Below are 20,909 nucleotides of genomic sequence, written 5' to 3'. Positions count from 1 at the left end.
AATAAGCCTTCAACTTTATGACATACACGTCATATTAGCTATAATGCGCGACAATTTTCTTAGAGTAAAAGTGACGATATGAATTCTCTGTTTGCCAGTACGGCCCGTGGGCTGGAAGAGCTGTTAAAAACTGAACTGGAAGCCCTGGGCGCGCAAGAGTGCCAGGTGGTTCAGGGTGGTGTCCATTTTGAGGGCGACACACGGCTTATTTACCAGAGCCTGATGTGGAGCCGCCTGGCGTCGCGCATCATGCTGCCGATGAAAGAGTGCAAGGTCTACAGCGATCTTGATCTCCATACCGGCGTACAGATGATCGACTGGACAGAGATCTTCACGCCAGACGCGACCTTCGCGGTGCATTTTAACGGTGTAAACGATGAGATCCGCAACAGCCAGTACGGCGCGCTGCGTGTGAAAGATGCCATCGTGGACTGCTTTACCCGTAAAAACAAAGAACGACCAAACGTCGATCGTGAAAACCCGGATCTGCGCATTAACGTCTGGCTCAATGGCGATACTGCCAGCATCTCTCTGGATCTGAGCGGGGCAGGTCTGCATCTGCGTGGCTACCGCGATCGCACCGGTATGGCGCCCATCAAAGAAACGCTGGCCGCCGCCATCGTGATGCGCTCCGGTTGGCTGCCGGGCACGCCGCTGCTCGACCCAATGTGTGGTTCCGGTACGCTGCTGATTGAAGCCGCGATGCTGGCCACCGACCGCGCTCCCGGCCTGCATCGTGGCCACTGGGGCTTTAGCGGCTGGGCGCAGCACGATGAAACACTCTGGAAAGAGGTCAAAGCCGAAGCGCAGGCCCGTGCGCGTAAAGGCCTGGCGGAGTACACCTCCCATTTCTATGGCTCTGACAGCGACCCGCGCGTCATTGAACGCGCGCGCAGCAATGCCCGTCGCGCGGGTATCGGTGAGCTGGTGACCTTTGAAGTGAAAGATGTCGCGAACCTGACCAACCCGCTGCCGAAAGGCCCGTATGGTACTGTTATTAGCAACCCGCCATACGGCGAGCGTCTGGATAGCGAACCGGCGTTGATTGCCCTGCACAGCCTGCTGGGCCGCAATATGAAAGACTACTTTGGCGGCTGGAATCTCTCCCTGTTTAGCGCTTCACCAGAACTGCTGAGCTGTCTGCAGCTGCGTGCCGATCGCCAGTTTAAGGCGAAGAACGGCCCGCTGGACTGTGTGCAGAAAAACTACCATCTGGCGGAGAAAGCGGCGGACAGCAAACCGTCGGGCGTGGCGGAAGATTACGCTAACCGTCTGCGCAAGAACCTGAAGAAATTTGAAAAATGGGCCAAACAGGAAGGCATTGAATGCTATCGCCTGTATGACGCCGATCTGCCGGAGTACAACGTGGCGGTTGACCGCTATGCAGACTGGGTGGTGATTCAGGAATATGCTCCACCAAAAACCATTGATGCGCAAAAAGCGCGCCAGCGCATGCTGGACGTGATCGCAGCGACGATTGCCGTGCTTGGCATTGCGCCAAACAAACTGGTGCTGAAAACCCGCGAGCGTCAGAAAGGGAAAAACCAGTATCAGAAGATGGGTGAGAAGGGCGACTTTATTGAAGTGGGCGAATACAACGCTCGCCTGTGGGTTAACCTGACGGATTACCTCGATACCGGGCTGTTCCTCGACCACCGCATTGCCCGTCGTATGCTGGGCCAGATGAGCAAAGGTAAGGACTTCCTTAACCTGTTTTCCTACACCGGTAGCGCCAGCGTGCATGCGGGCCTGGGCGGCGCGCGCAGCACCACTACGGTGGATATGTCGCGCACCTATCTGGAGTGGGCGGAGCGCAACATGCGTCTCAATGGCCTGACCGGACGCCAGCATCGTCTGATGCAGGCCGATGTTCTGGGCTGGCTGCGTGACACCGATGAACAGTTCGACCTGATCTTCATCGATCCGCCAACGTTCTCCAACTCCAAGCGTATGGAGGATAGCTTTGATGTACAACGCGATCACCTGCGCCTGATGACCGACCTGAAGCGCCTTCTGCGTAAAGGCGGCACGATTATGTTCTCGAATAACAAACGCGGTTTCCGCATGGATCACGACGGCCTGGCCGCTCTGGGACTGAAAGCACAAGAAATCAGCCAAAAAACGCTGTCTCAGGACTTTGCCCGTAATCGTCAGATCCATAACTGCTGGCTTATCACCGCGGCCTGAAAGGAAAAATAAATGTCTTTAATTAGTATGCACGGTGCGTGGCTCTCCTTCAGCGACTCACCGCTTCTCGACAATGCTGAACTGCACATCGAAGACAACGAACGCGTCTGTCTGGTGGGCCGTAACGGCGCGGGTAAATCCACGCTGATGAAAATCCTCAACCGCGAGCAGGGTCTGGATGACGGGCGTATTGTTTACGAGCAGGATCTGATTGTCTCCCGCCTGCAGCAGGATCCGCCGCGTCATGTCACCGGCAGCGTGTACGATTTCGTAGCGGAAGGGATTTCGGAGCAGGCTGAATACCTGAAGCGCTATCACGAGATTTCTCATCTGGTGATGACCGACCCGAGCGACAAAAATCTTAACGAACTGGCGAAAGTCCAGGAGATGCTCGATCATCACGGCCTGTGGCAGCTGGAGAACCGTATTAACGAGGTGCTGGCTCAGCTGGGCCTGGAGCCGGATATGCAGCTGTCTGCGCTATCTGGCGGCTGGTTGCGTAAGGCGGCACTGGGCCGCGCGCTGGTCAGCGGGCCGAAGGTGCTGCTGCTGGATGAACCAACCAACCACCTGGACATTGAAGCGATCGACTGGCTTGAAGGGTTCCTGAAAACTTTCAGCGGTACCATTATCTTCATCTCCCACGACCGTTCCTTCATTCGCAATATGGCGACGCGCATTGTCGATCTCGATCGTGGCAAGCTGGTCACCTATCCCGGCGATTACGATACTTATCTGCTGGAAAAAGAAGAAAACCTGCGCGTGGAAGAGCTGCAAAACGCCGAATTCGACCGCAAACTGGCGCAGGAAGAGGTGTGGATCCGTCAGGGTATCAAAGCCCGCCGTACCCGCAACGAAGGCCGCGTTCGTGCCCTGAAAGCGATGCGTCGTGAACGCAGCGAACGTCGCGAAGTGATGGGCAGCGCCAAAATGCAGGTAGAAGAGGCCTCCCGTTCCGGCAAGATCGTCTTCGAGATGGAAAACGTTAACTATCAGGTTGACGGGAAAGTGCTGGTGAAAGACTTCTCCGCCCAGGTCCAGCGCGGGGATAAAATCGCCCTGATTGGCCCCAATGGCTGCGGTAAAACCACGCTGCTGAAGCTGATGCTGGGCCAGTTGCAGGCGGATAGCGGCCGAATTCACTGCGGCACCAAACTGGAAGTGGCCTATTTTGACCAGCACCGCGCGGAGCTGGATCCGGACAGAACGGTGATGGATAACCTTGCCGAAGGTAAGCAGGAGGTCATGGTAAACGGTAAGCCGCGCCATGTGCTGGGCTATCTCCAGGACTTCCTGTTCCACCCTAAACGGGCGATGACCCCGGTGCGTGCGCTGTCTGGCGGTGAGCGAAACCGTCTTCTGCTGGCGCGGTTATTCCTGAAACCAAGCAACCTGTTGATTCTCGATGAACCAACCAACGACCTCGATGTCGAAACGCTCGAACTGCTGGAAGAGCTGATCGATGGTTATCAGGGCACCGTGATGCTGGTGAGCCACGACCGTCAGTTCGTTGACAACACCGTGACCGAATGCTGGATCTTCGAAGGCGAAGGGCGGATCGGTCAATATGTGGGCGGCTACCACGACGCGAAAGGGCAGCAGGCACAGTCGCTGGCGCAAAAACAGGCGAAGTCTAAAACAACGACTGAACCTGTTGTAGCAAAAGCAGAAACTGTCAAGAAAACCTCGGCTAAACTAAGCTATAACCTGCAGCGCGAACTGGAGGGTTTGCCTCAGCGTCTTGAGGAGCTGGAGGCCGCGCTGGAGGCGCTGCAAGCGCAGGTTGCCGATGCATCCTTCTTCACCCAATCGCACGACTATACTCAAAAAGTCCTGGCCGAATTGTCCGCAGCTGAAAAAGCTCTGGAAGAAGCATTTGAGCGCTGGGAGTACCTTGAGTCTCTGAAAAACGGCGCATAAACAGGGATAACATATGTGTGACCAGCACCATGCCGACAGGCATATATTATGCTCGCAATGCGATATGCTCGTGGCGTTGCCAGAGCTTGGTCACGGACATAAGGCCCTGTGCCCGCGTTGCGGCACAACGTTGACAACCGAATGGGACGCGCCAAGACAGCGTCCCACGGCGTATGCGCTGGCCGCGTTGTTCATGTTGCTGCTCTCTAATCTCTTCCCCTTCATCTATATGAAGGTGGGAGGGATGACAAGCCAGGTTGATCTGCTTGAAATTCCGGGGGTGATGTTCTCGGAAGATTACGCCAGCCTCGGCACCTTCTTCCTTCTGTTTGTGCAGATCGTTCCGGCTTTTTGTCTGGTTGTCATCCTTTTGCTGGTCAACCGCGTAAAAATGCCCGCAGCCCTGAAAATCAAACTGGCGCGAGTCCTGTTTCAGCTTAAAAGCTGGGGGATGGCCGAGATTTTTCTGGCGGGTATTCTGGTCAGCTTCGTAAAGCTGATGGCCTACGGTGACGTGGGGATTGGCAGCAGCTTTATCCCGTGGTGTCTCTATTGCGTGCTGCAACTACGTGCATTCCAGTGCGTTGACCGACGTTGGGCATGGGATGATATCGCTCCGGCTCCCACGCTTGCCCAGACGGTGAAGGTTGGCGTGCCGGGGATCCGCCAGGGGCTGCGCTCTTGCTCCTGCTGTACTGCCGTGCTGCCCGCGGATCTGGACGTCTGCCCACGCTGTGAAACCAAAGGCCATGTGCGACGCAAAAATAGCCTGCAGTGGACCATGGCGCTGCTGGTGACCTCTGTGATGCTGTATCTTCCCGCGAATATTCTGCCGATCATGATCACCGATTTGCTCGGTGACAAAATGCCCTCGACGATCCTCGCCGGGGTGATATTGCTGTGGGGCGAGGGATCTTATCCGGTGGCTGGGGTGATTTTTATCGCCAGTATTATGGTGCCTACCTTAAAAATGATCGCGATTGCCTGGCTCTGCTGGGATGCGAAAGGGCACGGCAAGCGCGACAGCGAACGCATGCACCTCATTTATGAAGTTGTCGAGTTTGTTGGACGCTGGTCAATGATTGACGTGTTTGTCATTGCCGTTCTCTCTGCACTGGTGCGGATGGGCGGTTTGATGAGTATTTATCCTGCGATGGGGGCTTTAATGTTTGCGCTGGTCGTGATTATGACCATGTTTGCAGCCATGACCTTCGACCCTCGTTTATCGTGGGATCGTGAGCCTGAATCAAGCCATGAGGAAGAGTAAGAGCATGGAAAATAAGAGTGGAGAGGCGAAAGTGCAGAAGGTCAAAAACTGGTCACCGGTGTGGATTTTTCCCATCGTGACGGCGCTGATCGGTGCATGGATCCTGTTTTATCATTACAGCCATCAGGGACCGGAAGTGACGCTCATCACCACTAATGCCGAGGGGATTGAGGGCGGTAAAACGACCATCAAAAGCCGCAGCGTGGATGTAGGGGTGGTTGAAAGCGCCACCCTGACGGATGATTTAACGCACGTAGAAATTAAAGCGCGGTTAAATGCCGGGATGGAAAAGCTGCTTCACGGTGACTCCGTTTTTTGGGTGGTTAAACCGCAGGTCGGACGGGAAGGGATCAGTGGTTTAGGCACGCTGCTCTCGGGCGCGTATATTGAGCTACAGCCGGGGGCAAAAGGGACGCAGCCAGCCCAGTATCAGCTTTTAGACTCTCCACCGCTAGCCCCGCCTGATGCAAAAGGGATCCGCGTGATTCTCGACAGTAAAAAAGCGGGCCAGCTCTCACCTGGCGACCCGGTGTTGTTCCGCGGCTATCGTGTTGGCTCAGTCGAGACCAGCACCTTTGATCCGCAAAAACGGACCATCAGCTATCAGCTGTTCATCAATGCGCCAAACGATCGTCTGGTGACCAGCAATGTACGCTTCTGGAAAGACAGCGGGATCGCGGTCGATCTCACCTCAGCAGGTATGCGCGTTGAAATGGGGTCGCTGACCACCCTGTTTGGCGGCGGCGTCAGCTTTGACGTGCCGGAAGGACTGGATCTTGGGCAGCCGGTGGCCGAGAAAACGGCCTTCAGGCTCTTTGACGATCAAAGAAGCATTCAGGACGCGCTCTATACCGATCATATTGATTACCTGATGTTCTTTAAAGATTCCGTCCGCGGCCTGCAACCGGGTGCGCCCGTTGAGTTCCGTGGTATTCGTCTGGGTACGGTGGGACAGGTGCCGTTCTTTGTGCCGGGACTTCAGCAGGTACTTGATGATGACTATCGTATTCCGGTGCTGATCCGCATTGAGCCAGAGCGTCTGGTTAACCAGATTGGCGAGAATCAGGATATCGGCGCGCATATTACCGATTTAATGAACCGTGGCCTACGCGGCTCGCTGAAGACTGGCAACCTGGTGACTGGTGCGCTGTATGTGGATATGGATTTCTATCCAAAAGCTCCGCCTATTACCGGTATCCGTGAATTTGGCGGCTACAAGATCATTCCAACGGTGAGCAGCGGTCTGGCTCAAATCCAGCAGCGTCTGATGGAAACACTGGATAAGATCAACAATCTGCCACTGAATCCGATGATTGAAGCGGCGACAGGCTCGTTGCATCAGAGCCAGGAGACGATGCAGCGTCTGCAAACCACGCTGGATAACATCAATAAGCTCACGGCAAGCCAGAGCATGCAGCAGTTGCCGCAGGATATGCAGAAAACGCTGCGTGAACTGAACCGTAGCATGCAGGGCTTCCAGCCTGGTTCGGCGGCCTACAACAAGATGGTGGCAGATATGCAGCGTCTTGATCAGGTCTTGCGTGAACTGCAGCCCGTACTGAAAACGCTCAATGAGAAGAGCAACGCGCTGGTGTTTGAAGCAAAAGATAAAAAGGATCCTGAGCCGAAGAGGGCGAAACAATGAAAAAATGGCTAGCGATTGTAGGTGCGATGGTGCTCACGGCCTGTAGCTCAGGGAGTGAAACGAAAAGCTACTATCAGCTGCCGCTGATGGCGCAGGTGGGTACGCAGAGCACCGCCTCACAGGGCAACCGTCTGCTGTGGGTTGAGCAAGTGGCTGTGCCAGATTATCTGGCCGGCAACGGGGTGGTTTACCAGACCAGCGATGTGCAGTATGTGATTGCGAATAATAACCTGTGGGCCAGCCCGCTGGATCAACAGTTGCGCAATACGCTGGTGGCGAATCTCAGCAGCCAGCTTCCGGGCTGGGTTGTCGCCTCCCAGCCTCTTGGAAGCGACCAGGACACGCTGAACGTGACGGTAACGGGCTTCCATGGTCGTTATGACGGTGCCGTTGTCATCAGCGGAGAATGGCTGCTTAACCATCAGGGACAGCTGATTAAGCGTCCGTTCCATCTGGAGCTCAAGCAGCAAAAAGATGGCTATGATGAAATGGTGAAAGTGCTTGCCCAGGGGTGGGCACAGGAATCGGCCAACATCGCGAGAGAAATCTCCCGGCTGCCATAAGTAAAATTCATCATCAAAAACCGCAATCGGTCTGCCACTGATTGCGGTTTTTTTTTCGTTTTCACGTCAGACCGTTACTTGTCCCGGGTCACAATTTTTGTACAAATGATCTTCTGGCTAGCTCACAAATATGACATCCGTATGAATTTTGAACGTTGACGCTACGACTAATTCGGGGTATTCGTTATCTGTGCCTGCACGCATTGTGCAGTCACTGTTTTCTTTCCACCAGACAAAAGAATGAGGGAAACGAGGCATGAAGAGACAGAAACGAGATCGCCTGGAACGGGCTCATCAACGTGGTTATCAGGCCGGCATCGCTGGACGATCTAAAGAAATGTGTCCTTATCAGACGATTAATCAAAGGTCACAATGGCTGGGAGGCTGGCGAGAAGCCATCGGCGACAGGGCACTCATAGCCTGATAACGTCTCTTTAAAAACAGAAACCTCCGCAATGCGGAGGTTTCGCCTTTCTGAAGCCGCGTATAGCAGCGTTTAGAAAGCAGATGTATCCTGGAACAGGCCCACTTTCAGGTCGTTCGCGGTATAGATCAGACGGCCATCTACCAGCACTTCGCCATCCGCCAGGCCCATAATCAGGCGGCGGTTAACAATGCGTTTGAAGTGAATACGATAGGTCACTTTCTTCGCAGTTGGCAGAACCTGACCCGTGAATTTCACTTCACCCACGCCCAGCGCACGGCCTTTACCTTCGCCGCCCAGCCAGCCCAGGTAGAAGCCAACCAGCTGCCACATCGCATCCAGGCCCAGGCAGCCAGGCATTACCGGATCGCCAATAAAGTGGCAACCGAAGAACCACAGGTCCGGATTGATATCGAGTTCTGCTTCTACGTAACCCTTATCGAAGTTGCCGCCGGTTTCGGTCATTTTCACGACACGGTCCATCATCAGCATGTTCGGGGCCGGTAACTGTGGGCCTTTCGCGCCAAACAGTTCACCGCGACCAGAGGCAAGAAGATCTTCTTTTGTATAGGATTCGCGTTTATCTACCATGTTCTCAGTAAGCCTTATTTTAGTGAAGGACGCAGGATAGCTAACACGTGTACGCTGAACAAGTCCGATCAGTTTGAACTAAACCAACCTAACCAGCGTAACGGCCACGGATAACGATGACGAGCATCTTGCTGGGTCGCCTGAGCAATGCGCTCCTGGATGGTCTGCATCAGGGTCGTTTGTCCCTCGCCGTCCCATACCAGGTTTGTCAGTAAGGGTAGTGCATCCTCGACGCCTTCGATGGCCCAGAGGGAGAATTGTCCCTGCTCTACCGCATCCAGCAGTGCCTGGCTGAGGCTTAAATGGCGTGCGTTGGGGGCTGGAATAATCACACCCTGTTTGCCGTTTAACCCGCGTTGCTGACAAATAGAGAAGAAGCCCTCAATCTTTTCATTCAGGCCCCCCACTGGCTGGGCACGACCAAATTGATCGACCGAACCGGTAATGGCGATGTTCTGATTGATCGGGACTTCCGCCAGGGCGCTGATTAAGGCACACAGCTCGGCCATAGAGGCGCTATCACCATCCACTTCGCTGTAGGATTGCTCAAACGTCAGCGAGGCAGAGAAGGGGATTTGTTGCTCAAGCTGCAGCTCTGACATCAGGAACGCCTGCATGATCATCATGCCTTTGGCGTGGATGTTTCCACCCAGCTCGGCTTTCCGTTCGATGTCGGTAAACTCGCCATCGCCAATATGGACGACGCAGCTGATGCGTGAAGGCTCGCCAAACGCACGCGGATGCCCGGGAAATTCAATCACCGACAGGGCATTGATCTGTCCGATGCGCTCGCCTTCGGTCTCGACCAGAATTTGCTCCAGCAGAATTTCATCCTGCATACGATCGGCCAGATAGCCTTCCCGCCACTCTCTTTGGGCCAGCATCTGGGAAAGTTGCTCACCGGTAAATGCGCTATTCCCACTGATCGCACCCACTTCACGCAGCTGTTTGCTGATCCAGAGCGGACACAGCGGCAGCGTCTCCTGGTCACCGGTATAGCGAACCGCTTCGCGAATAAGTCCCGGCCAGGCGTCAGCCGCAGGCGTCGGCAGGGCAAAGCGGGCAGCAACGGCCATCACCCACTGACACCACTGCGCCATGTCATCGGCATCAGCAATCTGAATATTGTCTTCGTACTCGCTGTACACCGCCTGTGCAGCCAGCTCCGGCTCCATTTCCTGGAAATCAGCCAGCGATTCACGGTCACCCGTCAGCACCACGGTCAACGACAGCGGCATGGAAGGGACAGAGACCGGCAGAGGACGAGACTCGTCATAGCCCACCCAGTCAAATCGTTGCTGGCTCACAATCGTTTTCAGGCGCATCCATAGCAGCGGCTGGGAGAGCAGGGTACGCAGGGAAATGATCAGTACGCCGCCATTGGCGCGATGCACCAGGCCCGGTTGCAGCGATAACTCACCGTTGAACTGGCGAAGGCAACCAAAGAGTTGTTCGGCCTCGGCCCAGTTAGCGGATACCACTTCGCCCTTTACCGCAAAACGGCCATCAGCCTGTTCTGCGGGTTCGAAAGAGACATCATGTCCTGAAATACGATACTGGCCGCCGTAAATAGCATTGGCTTCCGGCTGCAACTGGCGCATGGCATCACCCAGAAGCGTTAAATACTCGGCTTCTTCCGGGGCTTTGAGCAGCATGAAGGGAGATGTCGCCCACGGGCTTAACACCTGCTCCAGTGCGTAATGCAAACGCGGTTGTGTATCGCTAAGTATGAATTCGTGTTCTTGTGCGAGGTCTGGCTGTGCAAACAATTCCTGATAGCTTTCGGTATCCGGAACAAGGTCACGCCATGCAAGTTTCGTAATGGTCAAAGTTGATGTTTTTTAGTCAGATGTAAAACCGTGGAGTATACCGTAAGCGGGGGGCTCTTCCCAAGCAGGATTGGGGTTTTCGGGAAGCGAATCGCCTGCAATGCTTCACAGGATATGATTTCTTTTCAGCAGATTGCTAAAAAACTGATATTCTGAACAGAGTTACGTGGTAACACTGAGATCGCAATGAAATATCAACAACTGGAAAATCTCGAAAGCGGCTGGAAATGGAAGTACCTGGTCAAAAAGCACCGAGAAGGGGAGCTGATTACCTGCTACATCGAAGCCAGCGCCGCACAAGAGGCCGTGGATATTTTGCTGACCCTCGAAAATGAACCGGTACAGGTGAATGGCTGGATTGAGAAACATATCAATCCGGCACTGTTGAACCGGATGAAGCAAACTATCCGCGCACGACGCAAACGGCATTTTAATGCTGAGCATCAGCACACCCGTAAAAAATCCATCGACCTCGAATTCATGGTCTGGCAGCGTCTTGCAGGGCTTGCGCAACGGCGGGGAAAAACGTTGTCAGAAACGGTGGTGCAGTTGATTGAAGATGCCGAGCATAAAGAGAAATACGCCAACCAGATGTCTACGCTGAAGAACGATCTTCAGGCGCTGCTGGGTAAAAAATAACTTTTGAGTTTCTTCAGATAATAAAAAACCCCGCATCGCGGGGTTTTTTTATAAGACGATAACTTAAGCCGCTGGCTGAGTTACAACGTCTTTAACGCCTTTAACTTCGATCTCTACGCGACGATCTGGTGCCAGGCAGTCGATCAGAGCAGCGCGAGCTTTAACGTTGTCACAGGTGTTGCCAGTAACTGGGTTAGATTCGCCCATACCACGTGGGGAGATCTTGTTAGCTGGGATACCTTTAGAGATCAGGTAATCAACAACAGACTGAGCACGTTTCTCAGACAGTTTCTGGTTGTAAGCGTCAGAACCGATACGGTCGGTGAAGCCCAGAACCACTACAGAGCCGTCTTTAGGATCCAGGTTGCTCAGCTGGGTGTACAGCTGATCCAGTGCCTGCTGACCTTCTGGTTTCAGGGTCGCTTTGTTGAAGTTGAACAGAACGTCAGACTTCAGAGTGAAGTGCTTGGTCTGTACTTCTGGAGCTGGAGCCGGCGCTGGAGCAACAACTGGTGCTGCATCTTCCTGCTGGCCGAAGCGGTAGGAAACACCTACGCTCAGCATGCCGTTGTCTGGACGAACACCAACGGTAGCACCGTCACCGATGTTGTTAACCCACTGGTATTCCAGACGGGTAGCGATGTCACGGGTCATAGCCCACTCAACGCCACCAGCGAATACTGGGGAAACACCAGTGTCGTGGTCGTCACCAGCGATGCTGTTGCTGGAGTCAGCGCGCCATACCATGCCGCCCAGACGGGTGTACACGTCCAGATCGTCAGTTACTGGGTAACCCAGTTTAGCGGTCAGCTGAACGCCCTGAGCTTTGAAAGCGCCGTTTACGGTGTCGCCTTTGTATGGCATACGACCTAACCAGTCGTAACCCATTTCAAAGCCAACATACGGGTTAACCTGATAGCCACCGAACGCACCTGCACCAAGCTGGCTCTCGTGAGTCGGGCCATCATTGTTCAGGCTGCTGTTGTACCAGCCGGTGTCGTGGAACTGAGACCAGCCCAGTTTACCACCTGCATACCAGGTATTATCTTTCGGAGCGGCCTGCGCTACGGTAGCGAAGCCAGCCAGTGCCACTGCAATCGCGATAGCTGTCTTTTTCATTTTTTGCGCCTCGTTATCATCCAAAATTCGCCATGAAAATCTCAATCGAGAATCACGGTTAAATCCTTCACCGGGGGGCGTGGTCAAATATAAATCTACCGATATCTTCGGCTTAGGCCGAGCACCCCTGGCGATGTAAAGTCTACAACGTAGCTGAAAACTTACAAGTGTGAAGTCCGTCAGGCATATGAAAAAAAAAGTTCCGTATACCGATTATTTAACAATTTCTGAACGAAATTTGTGCAATAAAATTAAGAAGAACCGCACCAGACAAGCCTTGCCGCCGTTTTGGACGATGGAACTAAAAGCGCATCTTAAGGTCGAAAAAAATTCCAGGAAAACTCTTAAATTTGCTCAGTGATACAAATTTGAGTGAATTTTTAGCCCAGAAAGTTGTCCTCTGCGGTAAGAATCCTGGCGAACCGGGCGCATGATAAAGCCGATCGCATTGCCTTCTTCTGCCGCTTCGGTGAGGCGAAAATGTTCCTGCTCTGTCAATTCGTCTGATAACCATCCAATCACCACGCTGTAATTCCCTGTACGTAATGCCCGGATCATCGACTCAACCGTATCGCAAGGAGAGAGTTGGTTAATTTGCATGACCTTCGTCAGCGGCAGGCCTGCAGACTGAACCCATTCCCGGCTCAGTTTCTGCTGCGGCGTCAGCCAGAGCTGCCAGCGCGATTGCTGACCAAGCTGCTGCAATAGCGGCAGTAACAGAAGTTGGGTCAACAGGGGCTGGTCTTCACGATAAACCACTTCACTGATAAGCCCTGTCGAAACACGCCCGACGGCGTTCTGTGCGACATCGCCAGCGGTAGAAGAGAAAGATGTTGAGCGATTTGCATAGCCTGAAGTGTACATAATCATTCCAGCCCTGTAGTTACTGTATGAATATACAGTAACCCCTGTATGCATAAAGATCAACCTCAATTTCGGAAAGCGACTCGCAAAATTCATTCATTCCTGGCGAACCTGAAAAAATCATCTTGCTCATCGGCAATAAGTTGCCTATTTTCCTGTTAACGGATCCGTTAGTAAGAAATGTCGTCGTTAATATCTGATTTTTAATGGAAATATCATGAAAAAGATATCTTATGAACGGATTTATAAATCCCAGGAATACCTCTCTCCATTAGGAGAAATTCATCATCGTGCGCTTTTTGGTGGCTATACCCTGGCCGTCGATGAGGCGGTGTTTGCCATGGTGTCAGACGGTGAGCTTTACCTTCGCGCCTGTGAGGAAAGTGCGAAGTACTGTGTAAAAAACGGATCCTCCTTTTTGACCTTAATGAAACGCGGCCGGCCGATCCTTCTCAACTATTATCGTGTGGATGACGGTCTCTGGCAGGACAGGGAGCGGCTGCTTCAGCTTTCCTCTTACGCGCTTAATGCCGCGCGTAAAGAGCGCATCCAGCGCTACCAGCGAAACCGGCTAAAGGATCTGCCCAACCTGACTTTTCAGCTGGAAGTCCTGCTCTGTGAAGCCGGGATTACCAACGAAGATACCCTCCGGTCGCTGGGAGCCAGAACGAGCTGGCTAAAGCTGCGGGCAAAAAATAAAGCACTCAGTATCAAAGTACTGTTTGCCCTGGAAGGGGCGATTGAGGGCCTGCATGAAGCGGCACTCCCGGCGGAAATTCGCCGGGAGCTGACGGAGTGGTTTAATGCGCTGCCTGAGCCACAGGAGAATCGCTCCTCCAGGTAGCGATTTGCTGTTGCAGTCGGCAAATTTCTGGCAGCAGAGCGATAAGCAGACCAATCTGCTGGAGAACCAGCGGCGCTTTGCTGTCGTTTCCTGGGTCAAGATGCGCAATCCGTTGAGCCAGTTCATCCAGCGCCTGCTGGACACGCGGTTGATCGGCTGGGCGGTGATGTAGCGCATCATCGACATAGCAGACAGCATCATCCAGCAAGGCAAGGATGCCCGGGTTTGTCAGTTTTTCGCGGTGGGCACCGAGCGTAGAGATATAGCTGGTGAAGGTATGGTTCAGGCACAGCAGGCGGAAAGCCGTTTCACGAATTTCTGCCGTGGCGCGCGGCTCCGTTGACATATTAGAGACTACGGAAGCCAGTTCAGCATCGCTGTTATGCGCATCACGTCGGGCAATGCGGTAAGCCAGACGGTTATCGCGTCCCTGGTGGTACTGTTCAAGAATGGCATCCAGATAGCGGCAGTTGGCATTCATCGCCCTGTCCAGGACGCGCGGCAAATTACGAAAACGCCAGTCGGGCCAGATAAAACTCACTGCCGCCCAGGCGATGGCACAGCCGAGCAGCGTATCGATCACGCGGGGCAGGGCAACTTCAAACCCTTCACCCAGCAGATTAAAGCAGAGTAGCACCAGCAGGGTGATGAACATCGTCGCGTGGGCGTACTGCACATTACGAAAGGCGAAGAACAGCACCCCGGTGATTACGATGAGGATCAGCTGGCCTTCCACCGAGGGCACAAAATAGAGCACCGGTAGCCCGATTGCGACCCCCACCAGCGTGCCGATAATACGCAGCGCCAGGCGGTGTCGGGTGGCGTTATAGTTCGGCTGGCAGACGAACAGGCTGGTCAGCAGGATCCAGTACCCGTGATGTAAACCGGTTATCTGAATAAAGGTGTAACCCACGCACAGCACCAGCGACATGCGTACCGCATGGCGAAACAGGGCAGATTCCGGCGTAAAGTTTCGGCTTAACCGAAGCCACATATCGCTAAAACTGTGCACGCTGTCATCCGCGAGCTGACTGTCCGCCTCATTGCCCGGCAGCGCCATGGCCTGTTCAGACTCAATCGTTGCCAGCTGAGCATCAATCGCCCGCAGGTTATTGAGCAAAAATCCCAACGCTTTGATGTGCTCCGGCGACGTTCCGCTGGCTCGCACGCGGTCAATTGCCGCATCAAGATGGCTGAACACGCGTTCAAAGCGTGGATCGTGTTGATAAGGCGTGCGCAGCAGAATGGAGCGCGCCAGCTGCTGGCACGCCTGGGACTGCATGGAAAGCAGACGCTGGAAGCGGAACATAACGTCGCTGTAGCGAAACTTCTCGCGCAGGGCCGCATACTGAACATGAGACGAGCTGGCGCGTTCATGAATATCCTGAGCGGCAAAGTAATAGTGCAGCGTTCTGCGCGTCCCTCGCTGGCCACGGTCGCCGCGAAGCCGGGTAAGCAGCGACGCTTTTGTCTGGTTAAGCGTGGCGACAAGCTGGCCGTTCGCCAGAGCCAGATCGTAGAGCGGAGCCTGGCTCTCCTCTTCGATATCCGGGTCAAACAGCCGGGATTTGAGCTCAAGATAGTGGGCCAACTGCTCGTAACTGCGGGCAAGGTTATCCTGCAGAGGGCGAACCGGGAAGATCAGATGGCCGGTTAACGTCAGCAGGTTATACCAGATGGCCCCCAGCAACAGCAGTACAGGCTGCTGATACCATTGGTCGTAAAGCGACACCCCCAGCATGGTGTAGATGGCAATCAGCAGGGCGCCAAACGCGATGGTGGCATAGCGCTGCCCCAGCCCACCCAGCAAAATAAACCCGCTGGTGGAAAGCGTAAGGCCTAGAGCAAACAGCCACGGCCACGGGAACAGCAACTCCACGGACGCGGAGGCAATAAAAAAGCAGACAAGGGTGATGACCAGGTTGCGCAGACGCCCGGCAAGGCGATCGTCGAGATCCGCCAGCGCCCCCGCAACCACCCCCAGCGTGAGAGGAATGGTGAGCTTGACATCGTTCAGCCACCACGGCAGGGCAACCGTGCCGCAAAGTGCGATAAAAATCCTGACGTTATAGAGCCAGGAGCTGTTCCAGGTGTAACGGCGAAGCAGTGGGCTTAGCATAGACGCGGCCAGTCCTTAATCACTGAAAACGACGACGTGCATTCGCTTCACGCGCCGCCTGGGCCACTTCGACCGGAACTACCCTGCGCCCGACAGGCCACAGAGCGATGGCGGCGATCTTAAAGTTCGCGATCCCCACCGGAATACCAATGATTGTGATGCACTGCGCAATACCGGCAAAAATATGCATTACGCACAGCCACCAGCCGAAGAAAATCAGCCACAGAATGTTCAGCACGGTTCCGCCCGTGTTCATCAGCGCGCTTTTATTCTCCGGGTTCAGTTCGTCAACGTGAACCGCTTCATTCCCGTAAGGGATAAAGGAGAGTTTGGTGATTTCCCAGCAGGAGCGGGTCAGGGGAAGCGTAAAAATCAGGACGATGCTCACCAGGGTGGCAAAAAGCCAGGAAAGGGTGGTGGCAAAACCGCCCAGCACAAAATTCAACACATTCAGAACGGTACGCATAAACCCTCACTTCCTTTCGATAAAATTAACGCCCAATGATTGTAACGTTTTTTTAGGCTGGAGCACCTTAAAACTGGCAGTTAAACTATCAGGCAATTATCTCTTCGTGGATCCGGCTGGATATGGAACTGAAAGCAACTTCAATGGGCAAACGCCTGGCGCAACACCCTTATGACAAGGTTGTCCTCCTCAACGCAGGAGTGAAGGTCTCCGGTGAACGTCACGAATATCTCATTCCGTTCAATCAACTCCTGGCCATCCACTGCAAACGCGGGCTGGTATGGGGCGAACTGGAGTTTGTGCTTCCTGCGGATAAAGTCGTGCGTCTTCACGGTACGGAGTGGGGCGAAACCCAGCGTTTTCATCATCATCTGAACCAGCTCTGGCAGCAGTGGAGTCACGATATGAGCGTGATAGCCGCACAGGTCCTGCAGCAGGTGCTGAGTGATATCGCGCAGAGTAATGCCCAACAAACATGGCTGACCCGTCAGCAGACCGCCGGTCTGCAGCAAAAAATCAGGCAGGCGCTGACGGCGCTGCCGTTACCGGTGACGCGCCTCAATGAGTTTGATAATTGCCGTGACGCCTGGCGACAGTGTCAGGCCTGGCTGAGCGACGCAGACAAGAGCCGGCTGGCGCATAACCAGGCGTGGACTGACGAAATGCTCACCCGCTATGCCGATTTCTTCAGTACGGTGGAGTCGTCGCCGCTGAATCCTGCCCAGGCTCGCGCCGTGGTTAACGGCGAACAATCGCTGCTGGTGCTCGCGGGGGCCGGGAGCGGCAAAACGTCCGTACTGGTCGCGCGGGCGGGGTGGTTGCTGACAACGGGCGAGGCCGTCGCCGATCAGATCCTGCTGCTGGCGTTTGGTCGCAAGGCGGCGCAGGAGATGGACGAACGCATTCAGGAGCGTTTGCACACCCGGGATATTACCGCCCGAACCTTCCATGCCCTTGCCCTGCACATCATTCAGCAGGGCAGCAAAAAAGTCCCTTCCATCAGTAAACTGGAAAACGACACCCTGGCGCGTCAGGCCCTGTTTATTAAGGCGTGGCGGCAGCAGTGCAGCGAGAAAAAAGCGCAGGCGAAAGGGTGGCGACAATGGCTGGAAGACGAGCTCAACTGGGACGTGCCGGAAGGCAGTTTCTGGCAGGATGAAAAGCTGGCGCGACGGCTTGGCTCGCGTCTCGACCGCTGGGTGAGCCTGATGCGCATGCACGGTGGAACGCAGGCTGAGATGATTGAGAGTGCGCCGGAGGACATCCGCGCGCTTTTTTCAAAGCGGGTCAAACTGATGGCACCGCTGCTGAAAGCCTGGAAAACGGCGCTGAAGGAGGAAAACGCCGTCGACTTCTCAGGCCTGATCCATCAGGCCATCATCATTCTGGAGAAGGGACGCTTTGTCAGCCCGTGGAAACATATTCTGGTTGATGAGTTCCAGGATATCTCTCCGCAGCGTGCCGCGCTGCTTTCGGCGTTACGGGCGCAAAATAAACATACCTCTCTGTTTGCCGTAGGGGATGACTGGCAGGCCATCTACCGCTTTAGCGGCGCGCAGCTTTCACTGACCACCGCGTTCCATCACTATTTTGGCGAAGGCGATCGCAGCGATCTGGATACCACCTACCGCTTTAACTCCCGAATTGGCGAAATTGCGAACCGCTTTATTCAGCAGAACCCCCATCAACTGGCCAAGCCGCTTAATAGCCTGAGGGCGGGAGATAAAAAAGCCGTAACCCTGCTGGCGGAAGACCAGCTTGAGCCGCTGCTGGACAAACTCAGCGGCTACGCAAAGCCAGATGAACGTATTCTGGTGCTGGCGCGTTATCACCATCTAAAACCTGCGGTGCTGGAAAAGGCGGCGACTCGCTGGCCGAAGCTGCAGCTTGATTTTATGACCATCCACGCAAGCAAAGGCCAGCAGGCCGATTACGTCATTGTGGTCGGGCTGAAAGAGGGGAGCGATGGGTTCCCGGCCCCTGCCCGTGAGTCGGTGATGGAAGAAGCATTACTGCCGCTACCGGAGGATTTCCCGGATGCCGAAGAGCGGCGTTTGCTGTACGTGGCGATCACCCGCGCGCGTCATCGCGTGTGGCTGCTGTTCAACAAAGAGGAGCCGTCAGTATTTGTCGATATTCTGAAGAGTATTGATGTGCCGGTGGCGCGCAAGCCGTAGCGGGATTGCCGGGTGGCGGCTTCGCCTGACCCGGCCGACAAAACTCGTTGGCCCTGCAAGCGTAGCGCCGCCGGGCATAACGCTACTTCAGTCTCTCGGAAAGATAACGCTGATAATCCGGGATGAGAATTTCAACCGGCGAGTTGAACTGCGGTGATTCAATGATGAAATCCGCCGTCGACAGGTTTGTCGCCACCGGAATATTCCAGACGGTGGCAAGACGCAGCAGCGCTTTCACGTCCGGGTCATGCGGAACCGCATTCAGCGGATCCCAGAAGAAGATCAGAACATCAATTTTCCCCTCAGAAATCTGTGCGCCCACCTGCTGATCGCCACCCATCGGGCCGCTCAGCATGGCGTTCACCTCCAGACCCGTTTCGCGGTGGATAAGGTTACCGGTGGTGCCCGTCGCCGAGAGGGCGTGCTTTTCCAGCAAGGACTGATGGCGACGAACCCAGTTAAGCAGCATTTGTTTACAGTGATCGTGCGCAACCAGCGCAATGTGCTTGCGTGCCGGTAATGTGCGTGTTGTCAGTTCCATAATCATATCCATCAGGTTAACTGGCTACACGATGACGGGAACCGCCTGATGCTGCAAGAGAAAGGCGAAAAAAATGTGGCTTACGACGAAGGTTGTTGCTTCACCCACTGTAAAAAACGGGCTCGCGTGTCGGGATCGGCCTGCTGAAACCAAAATTTCAGGCGTTGTTCTGTCAGCGTCTGGGATTGAGGGGGGATCACATCCAGCTCTGAGACGCCGGACAGCAGCGTACTGTCGTCAGCCATCATGGAGGCAAACCGGGGCAGCGAGGCGCGCTTACCCGCTTTGTTATAGGCTTGCGTTGCGGCCTCATAATCTGTGCCCTTCGGTGACGACGTCAGCGCCAGAATATCCAGCTTCACCGGGATCGGGGTGGCATCGCCATCCACCAGTTCCACACGCGGCGAGGCGTCAAACGTCGCCGACTCTTTTTCCGTTTCCAGACGCGGCAACGTAAAGTTCACCTGGCTTACCTGCTGGGTGTTAAAGCTCATAATCAGCGGGGGAGAGAGATACGTTCGTTGTTCATGATTAGCAAGGCGGATGGTTTTTTCCACCCGGAACACCACCTGATGAGGGCCGTTATCCAGTTCGATGCTGTCGGCACCGCGTAATAACGAACTGGAGACTTTTTTCCCGTCCAGCACCAGCAGGTCAATGTCGGAAGAAAGCCGAAGCGTGGTTGCAAAAACGCAAACCGGCATCACTAACGCAATCACAGCAGTGGCAAGGCCGGCTTTCATAGGGGCTCCTGTTTAACGTACGCTTACCGCGATAATGTATCTAAATTTGTCGATAATCATGTTTACTAACATATAGACATATTCTGGCCTTTTGCTCTCATACATCTGTATGGGATGGATGGTTGAGATGTGCGCTTTGACATACACTTGTTAAAAAGCCAGGAGGAAAAGCATGAAAGAGAATGATATTGCCGAGATTTTGACGTCCACACGCACCATTGCGCTGGTGGGGGCGAGCGATAAACCGGATCGTCCAAGCTATCGGGTAATGAAGTACCTTCTCGATCAGGGCTACCACGTCATCCCTGTGTCACCAAAAGTGGCCGGTAAGACCTTGCTGGGCCAGCCAGGATACGCCACGCTAAACGACGTACCGGAAAAGGTGGATATGGTGGATGTGTTCCGTAATTCCGAGGCTGCATGGGGCGTGGCGCAGGAGGCCATTGCCATCGGTGCGAAAACGCTGTGGATGCAGTTAGGCGTTATTAACGAACAGGCTGCGGTGCTGGCGCGCGAGGCGGGGCTGAAGGTAGTGATGGATCGCTGTCCGGCAATTGAAATCCCCCGGCTGGGGCTGACAAAGTCATAAAAAAAAGCCCGTTATCGGGCTTTTTTTACACGCTTAGTTCCGCAGGCGCGGAGCCTGTAACTGTTTGCGGATTGTCTGAGCCAGTTCATCCATCGTGGGTTGCTCCGGATGCTCATCCTGCAATTCACTGCTTAGCTGCGCCTCAGCAAGATAGGTATGGACGGGTTGTCCATCATCACCTTCCATCACCACATGGTACCAGGGTGCGGCGCGAAGCTCTGCGTTCACCGCCAGCTCATCCGCCGACGGTTCATCAAGGGAATACTCCGGGTCGATATCCACGACCACACCCAAATACCCGAGCAAAGTGTGGCGGACCTGCTGGCCGATACCGAATTTGCTGGCAATCATAGTCACCTCCCGGGAAACACTACTTACACTC

19 protein-coding genes are annotated in these 20,909 nt (G+C 54.5%); 10 read left to right on the top strand and 9 right to left on the bottom strand.

Features of this window, described 5'->3' with window-relative positions:
• Window positions 1-78: 78 nt before the first annotated feature.
• The 6 genes from rlmKL (at window position 79) to rmf (ending at window position 8,006) form a co-directional block, all read left to right on the top strand.
• On the top strand, window positions 79-2,187 hold the full coding sequence (gene rlmKL / locus AX755_RS05185; protein ID WP_062856402.1) for a bifunctional 23S rRNA (guanine(2069)-N(7))-methyltransferase RlmK/23S rRNA (guanine(2445)-N(2))-methyltransferase RlmL: 2,109 nt from the start codon (window positions 79-81) through the stop codon (window positions 2,185-2,187).
• A gap of 12 nt (window positions 2,188-2,199) precedes the next feature.
• Window positions 2,200-4,107, top strand: a complete 1,908-nt coding sequence (locus tag AX755_RS05180; RefSeq protein WP_062856401.1) for an ABC transporter ATP-binding protein — start codon at window positions 2,200-2,202, stop codon at window positions 4,105-4,107.
• A 13-nt stretch (window positions 4,108-4,120) separates the two neighbouring features.
• The gene (gene pqiA / locus AX755_RS05175) at window positions 4,121-5,374 is read left to right on the top strand and encodes a membrane integrity-associated transporter subunit PqiA (RefSeq protein WP_028027912.1); all 1,254 of its coding nucleotides are present in this window, start codon (window positions 4,121-4,123) and stop codon (window positions 5,372-5,374) included.
• Between the two features lie 4 nt (window positions 5,375-5,378).
• A complete protein-coding gene (gene pqiB / locus AX755_RS05170) occupies window positions 5,379-7,019 on the top strand; it encodes an intermembrane transport protein PqiB (RefSeq protein ID WP_045295738.1) in 1,641 nt (546 codons plus the stop codon).
• The gene (pqiC, locus tag AX755_RS05165; RefSeq protein ID WP_013097262.1) at window positions 7,016-7,582 is read left to right on the top strand and encodes a membrane integrity-associated transporter subunit PqiC; all 567 of its coding nucleotides are present in this window, start codon (window positions 7,016-7,018) and stop codon (window positions 7,580-7,582) included. The genes pqiB and pqiC overlap by 4 nt, the downstream gene beginning before the upstream one ends.
• 256 nt (window positions 7,583-7,838) lie before the next feature.
• Window positions 7,839-8,006, top strand: coding sequence for a ribosome modulation factor (gene rmf, locus AX755_RS05160; RefSeq protein ID WP_013097261.1), 168 nt, complete (start codon window positions 7,839-7,841; stop codon window positions 8,004-8,006).
• Window positions 8,007-8,078: 72 nt separating this feature from the next.
• Here the strand turns inward: rmf and fabA are convergent, their stop codons facing one another.
• Entirely contained in the window at window positions 8,079-8,597 is a 519-nt protein-coding gene (fabA, locus tag AX755_RS05155; protein ID WP_000227926.1) for a bifunctional 3-hydroxydecanoyl-ACP dehydratase/trans-2-decenoyl-ACP isomerase, read from the bottom strand.
• 68 nt (window positions 8,598-8,665) lie between these two features.
• Window positions 8,666-10,426: an AAA family ATPase gene (locus tag AX755_RS05150; RefSeq protein WP_040021614.1), complete on the bottom strand. Its 1,761-nt coding sequence runs from the start codon at window positions 10,424-10,426 to the stop codon at window positions 8,666-8,668.
• 186 nt (window positions 10,427-10,612) lie between these two features.
• On the opposite strand from AX755_RS05150, the gene matP reads away from it, so the two are divergent.
• A complete protein-coding gene (matP, locus tag AX755_RS05145; RefSeq protein ID WP_013097258.1) occupies window positions 10,613-11,065 on the top strand; it encodes a macrodomain Ter protein MatP in 453 nt (150 codons plus the stop codon).
• A gap of 63 nt (window positions 11,066-11,128) precedes the next feature.
• On the opposite strand, the gene ompA is transcribed toward matP, so the two are convergent.
• Window positions 11,129-12,184 (bottom strand): porin OmpA, encoded by a 1,056-nt coding sequence (gene ompA, locus AX755_RS05140; protein ID WP_028027914.1) that lies wholly within the window; start codon window positions 12,182-12,184, stop codon window positions 11,129-11,131.
• Window positions 12,185-12,538: 354 nt separating this feature from the next.
• Window positions 12,539-13,048 carry an SOS-induced cell division inhibitor SulA gene (gene sulA / locus AX755_RS05135; protein ID WP_013097256.1) on the bottom strand — a complete coding sequence of 170 codons (510 nt, stop codon included), beginning with the start codon at window positions 13,046-13,048 and terminating at the stop codon, window positions 12,539-12,541.
• Between the two features lie 217 nt (window positions 13,049-13,265).
• Here sulA and AX755_RS05130 point away from each other — a divergent pair, with 217 nt between their 5' ends.
• On the top strand, window positions 13,266-13,892 hold the full coding sequence (locus AX755_RS05130; protein WP_013097255.1) for a TfoX/Sxy family DNA transformation protein: 627 nt from the start codon (window positions 13,266-13,268) through the stop codon (window positions 13,890-13,892).
• Here AX755_RS05130 and yccS read toward each other — a convergent pair.
• Complete coding sequence (gene yccS / locus AX755_RS05125) at window positions 13,849-16,011, bottom strand: YccS family putative transporter (RefSeq protein ID WP_062856400.1); 2,163 nt, start codon at window positions 16,009-16,011, stop codon at window positions 13,849-13,851. The two genes, AX755_RS05130 and yccS, sit on opposite strands and share 44 nt — an antisense overlap.
• Before the next feature lie 19 nt (window positions 16,012-16,030).
• Window positions 16,031-16,477, bottom strand: a complete 447-nt coding sequence (locus AX755_RS05120) for a YccF domain-containing protein (RefSeq protein WP_013097253.1) — start codon at window positions 16,475-16,477, stop codon at window positions 16,031-16,033.
• A gap of 122 nt (window positions 16,478-16,599) precedes the next feature.
• Between AX755_RS05120 and helD the strand changes: the two genes are divergently transcribed.
• Window positions 16,600-18,654, top strand: a complete 2,055-nt coding sequence (helD, locus tag AX755_RS05115) for a DNA helicase IV (protein WP_062856399.1) — start codon at window positions 16,600-16,602, stop codon at window positions 18,652-18,654.
• A gap of 82 nt (window positions 18,655-18,736) precedes the next feature.
• Here helD and mgsA read toward each other — a convergent pair whose 3' ends face one another.
• Together mgsA and csgI are read right to left on the bottom strand one after the other, a co-directional pair.
• A complete protein-coding gene (mgsA, locus tag AX755_RS05110) occupies window positions 18,737-19,195 on the bottom strand; it encodes a methylglyoxal synthase (protein WP_013097251.1) in 459 nt (152 codons plus the stop codon).
• 80 nt (window positions 19,196-19,275) lie between these two features.
• Entirely contained in the window at window positions 19,276-19,938 is a 663-nt protein-coding gene (csgI, locus tag AX755_RS05105) for a curli synthesis inhibitor (protein ID WP_047351962.1), read from the bottom strand.
• A 172-nt stretch (window positions 19,939-20,110) separates the two neighbouring features.
• On the opposite strand from csgI, the gene AX755_RS05100 reads away from it, so the two are divergent.
• A complete protein-coding gene (locus AX755_RS05100; RefSeq protein WP_020689684.1) occupies window positions 20,111-20,527 on the top strand; it encodes a CoA-binding protein in 417 nt (138 codons plus the stop codon).
• 33 nt (window positions 20,528-20,560) lie between these two features.
• On the opposite strand, the gene hspQ is transcribed toward AX755_RS05100, so the two are convergent.
• The gene (gene hspQ, locus AX755_RS05095; protein WP_013097248.1) at window positions 20,561-20,878 is read right to left on the bottom strand and encodes a heat shock protein HspQ; all 318 of its coding nucleotides are present in this window, start codon (window positions 20,876-20,878) and stop codon (window positions 20,561-20,563) included.
• Window positions 20,879-20,909: the final 31 nt, after the last annotated feature.

The sequence above is a fragment of the Enterobacter sp. SENG-6 genome (assembly GCF_001605945.1).
GTDB lineage: Bacteria > Pseudomonadota > Gammaproteobacteria > Enterobacterales > Enterobacteriaceae > Enterobacter > Enterobacter cloacae.
This window is presented reverse-complemented; position numbering and strand designations above follow the sequence as displayed.

Excerpts from the sequence above, each read along its gene's own strand:
- rlmKL (WP_062856402.1), top strand. The coding sequence starts at position 79 with ATGAATTCTCTGTTTGCCAGTACGGCCCGTGGGCTGGAAGAGCTGTTA.
- AX755_RS05180 (WP_062856401.1), top strand. The coding sequence starts at position 2,200 with ATGTCTTTAATTAGTATGCACGGTGCGTGGCTCTCCTTCAGCGACTCA.
- pqiA (WP_028027912.1), top strand. The coding sequence starts at position 4,121 with ATGTGTGACCAGCACCATGCCGACAGGCATATATTATGCTCGCAATGC.
- pqiB (WP_045295738.1), top strand. The coding sequence starts at position 5,379 with ATGGAAAATAAGAGTGGAGAGGCGAAAGTGCAGAAGGTCAAAAACTGG.
- pqiC (WP_013097262.1), top strand. The coding sequence starts at position 7,016 with ATGAAAAAATGGCTAGCGATTGTAGGTGCGATGGTGCTCACGGCCTGT.
- rmf (WP_013097261.1), top strand. The coding sequence starts at position 7,839 with ATGAAGAGACAGAAACGAGATCGCCTGGAACGGGCTCATCAACGTGGT.
- fabA (WP_000227926.1), bottom strand. The coding sequence starts at position 8,597 with ATGGTAGATAAACGCGAATCCTATACAAAAGAAGATCTTCTTGCCTCT.
- matP (WP_013097258.1), top strand. The coding sequence starts at position 10,613 with ATGAAATATCAACAACTGGAAAATCTCGAAAGCGGCTGGAAATGGAAG.
- ompA (WP_028027914.1), bottom strand. The coding sequence starts at position 12,184 with ATGAAAAAGACAGCTATCGCGATTGCAGTGGCACTGGCTGGCTTCGCT.
- sulA (WP_013097256.1), bottom strand. The coding sequence starts at position 13,048 with ATGTACACTTCAGGCTATGCAAATCGCTCAACATCTTTCTCTTCTACC.
- AX755_RS05130 (WP_013097255.1), top strand. The coding sequence starts at position 13,266 with ATGAAAAAGATATCTTATGAACGGATTTATAAATCCCAGGAATACCTC.
- yccS (WP_062856400.1), bottom strand. The coding sequence starts at position 16,011 with ATGCTAAGCCCACTGCTTCGCCGTTACACCTGGAACAGCTCCTGGCTC.
- AX755_RS05120 (WP_013097253.1), bottom strand. The coding sequence starts at position 16,477 with ATGCGTACCGTTCTGAATGTGTTGAATTTTGTGCTGGGCGGTTTTGCC.
- helD (WP_062856399.1), top strand. The coding sequence starts at position 16,600 with ATGGAACTGAAAGCAACTTCAATGGGCAAACGCCTGGCGCAACACCCT.
- mgsA (WP_013097251.1), bottom strand. The coding sequence starts at position 19,195 with ATGGAACTGACAACACGCACATTACCGGCACGCAAGCACATTGCGCTG.
- csgI (WP_047351962.1), bottom strand. The coding sequence starts at position 19,938 with ATGAAAGCCGGCCTTGCCACTGCTGTGATTGCGTTAGTGATGCCGGTT.
- AX755_RS05100 (WP_020689684.1), top strand. The coding sequence starts at position 20,111 with ATGAAAGAGAATGATATTGCCGAGATTTTGACGTCCACACGCACCATT.
- hspQ (WP_013097248.1), bottom strand. The coding sequence starts at position 20,878 with ATGATTGCCAGCAAATTCGGTATCGGCCAGCAGGTCCGCCACACTTTG.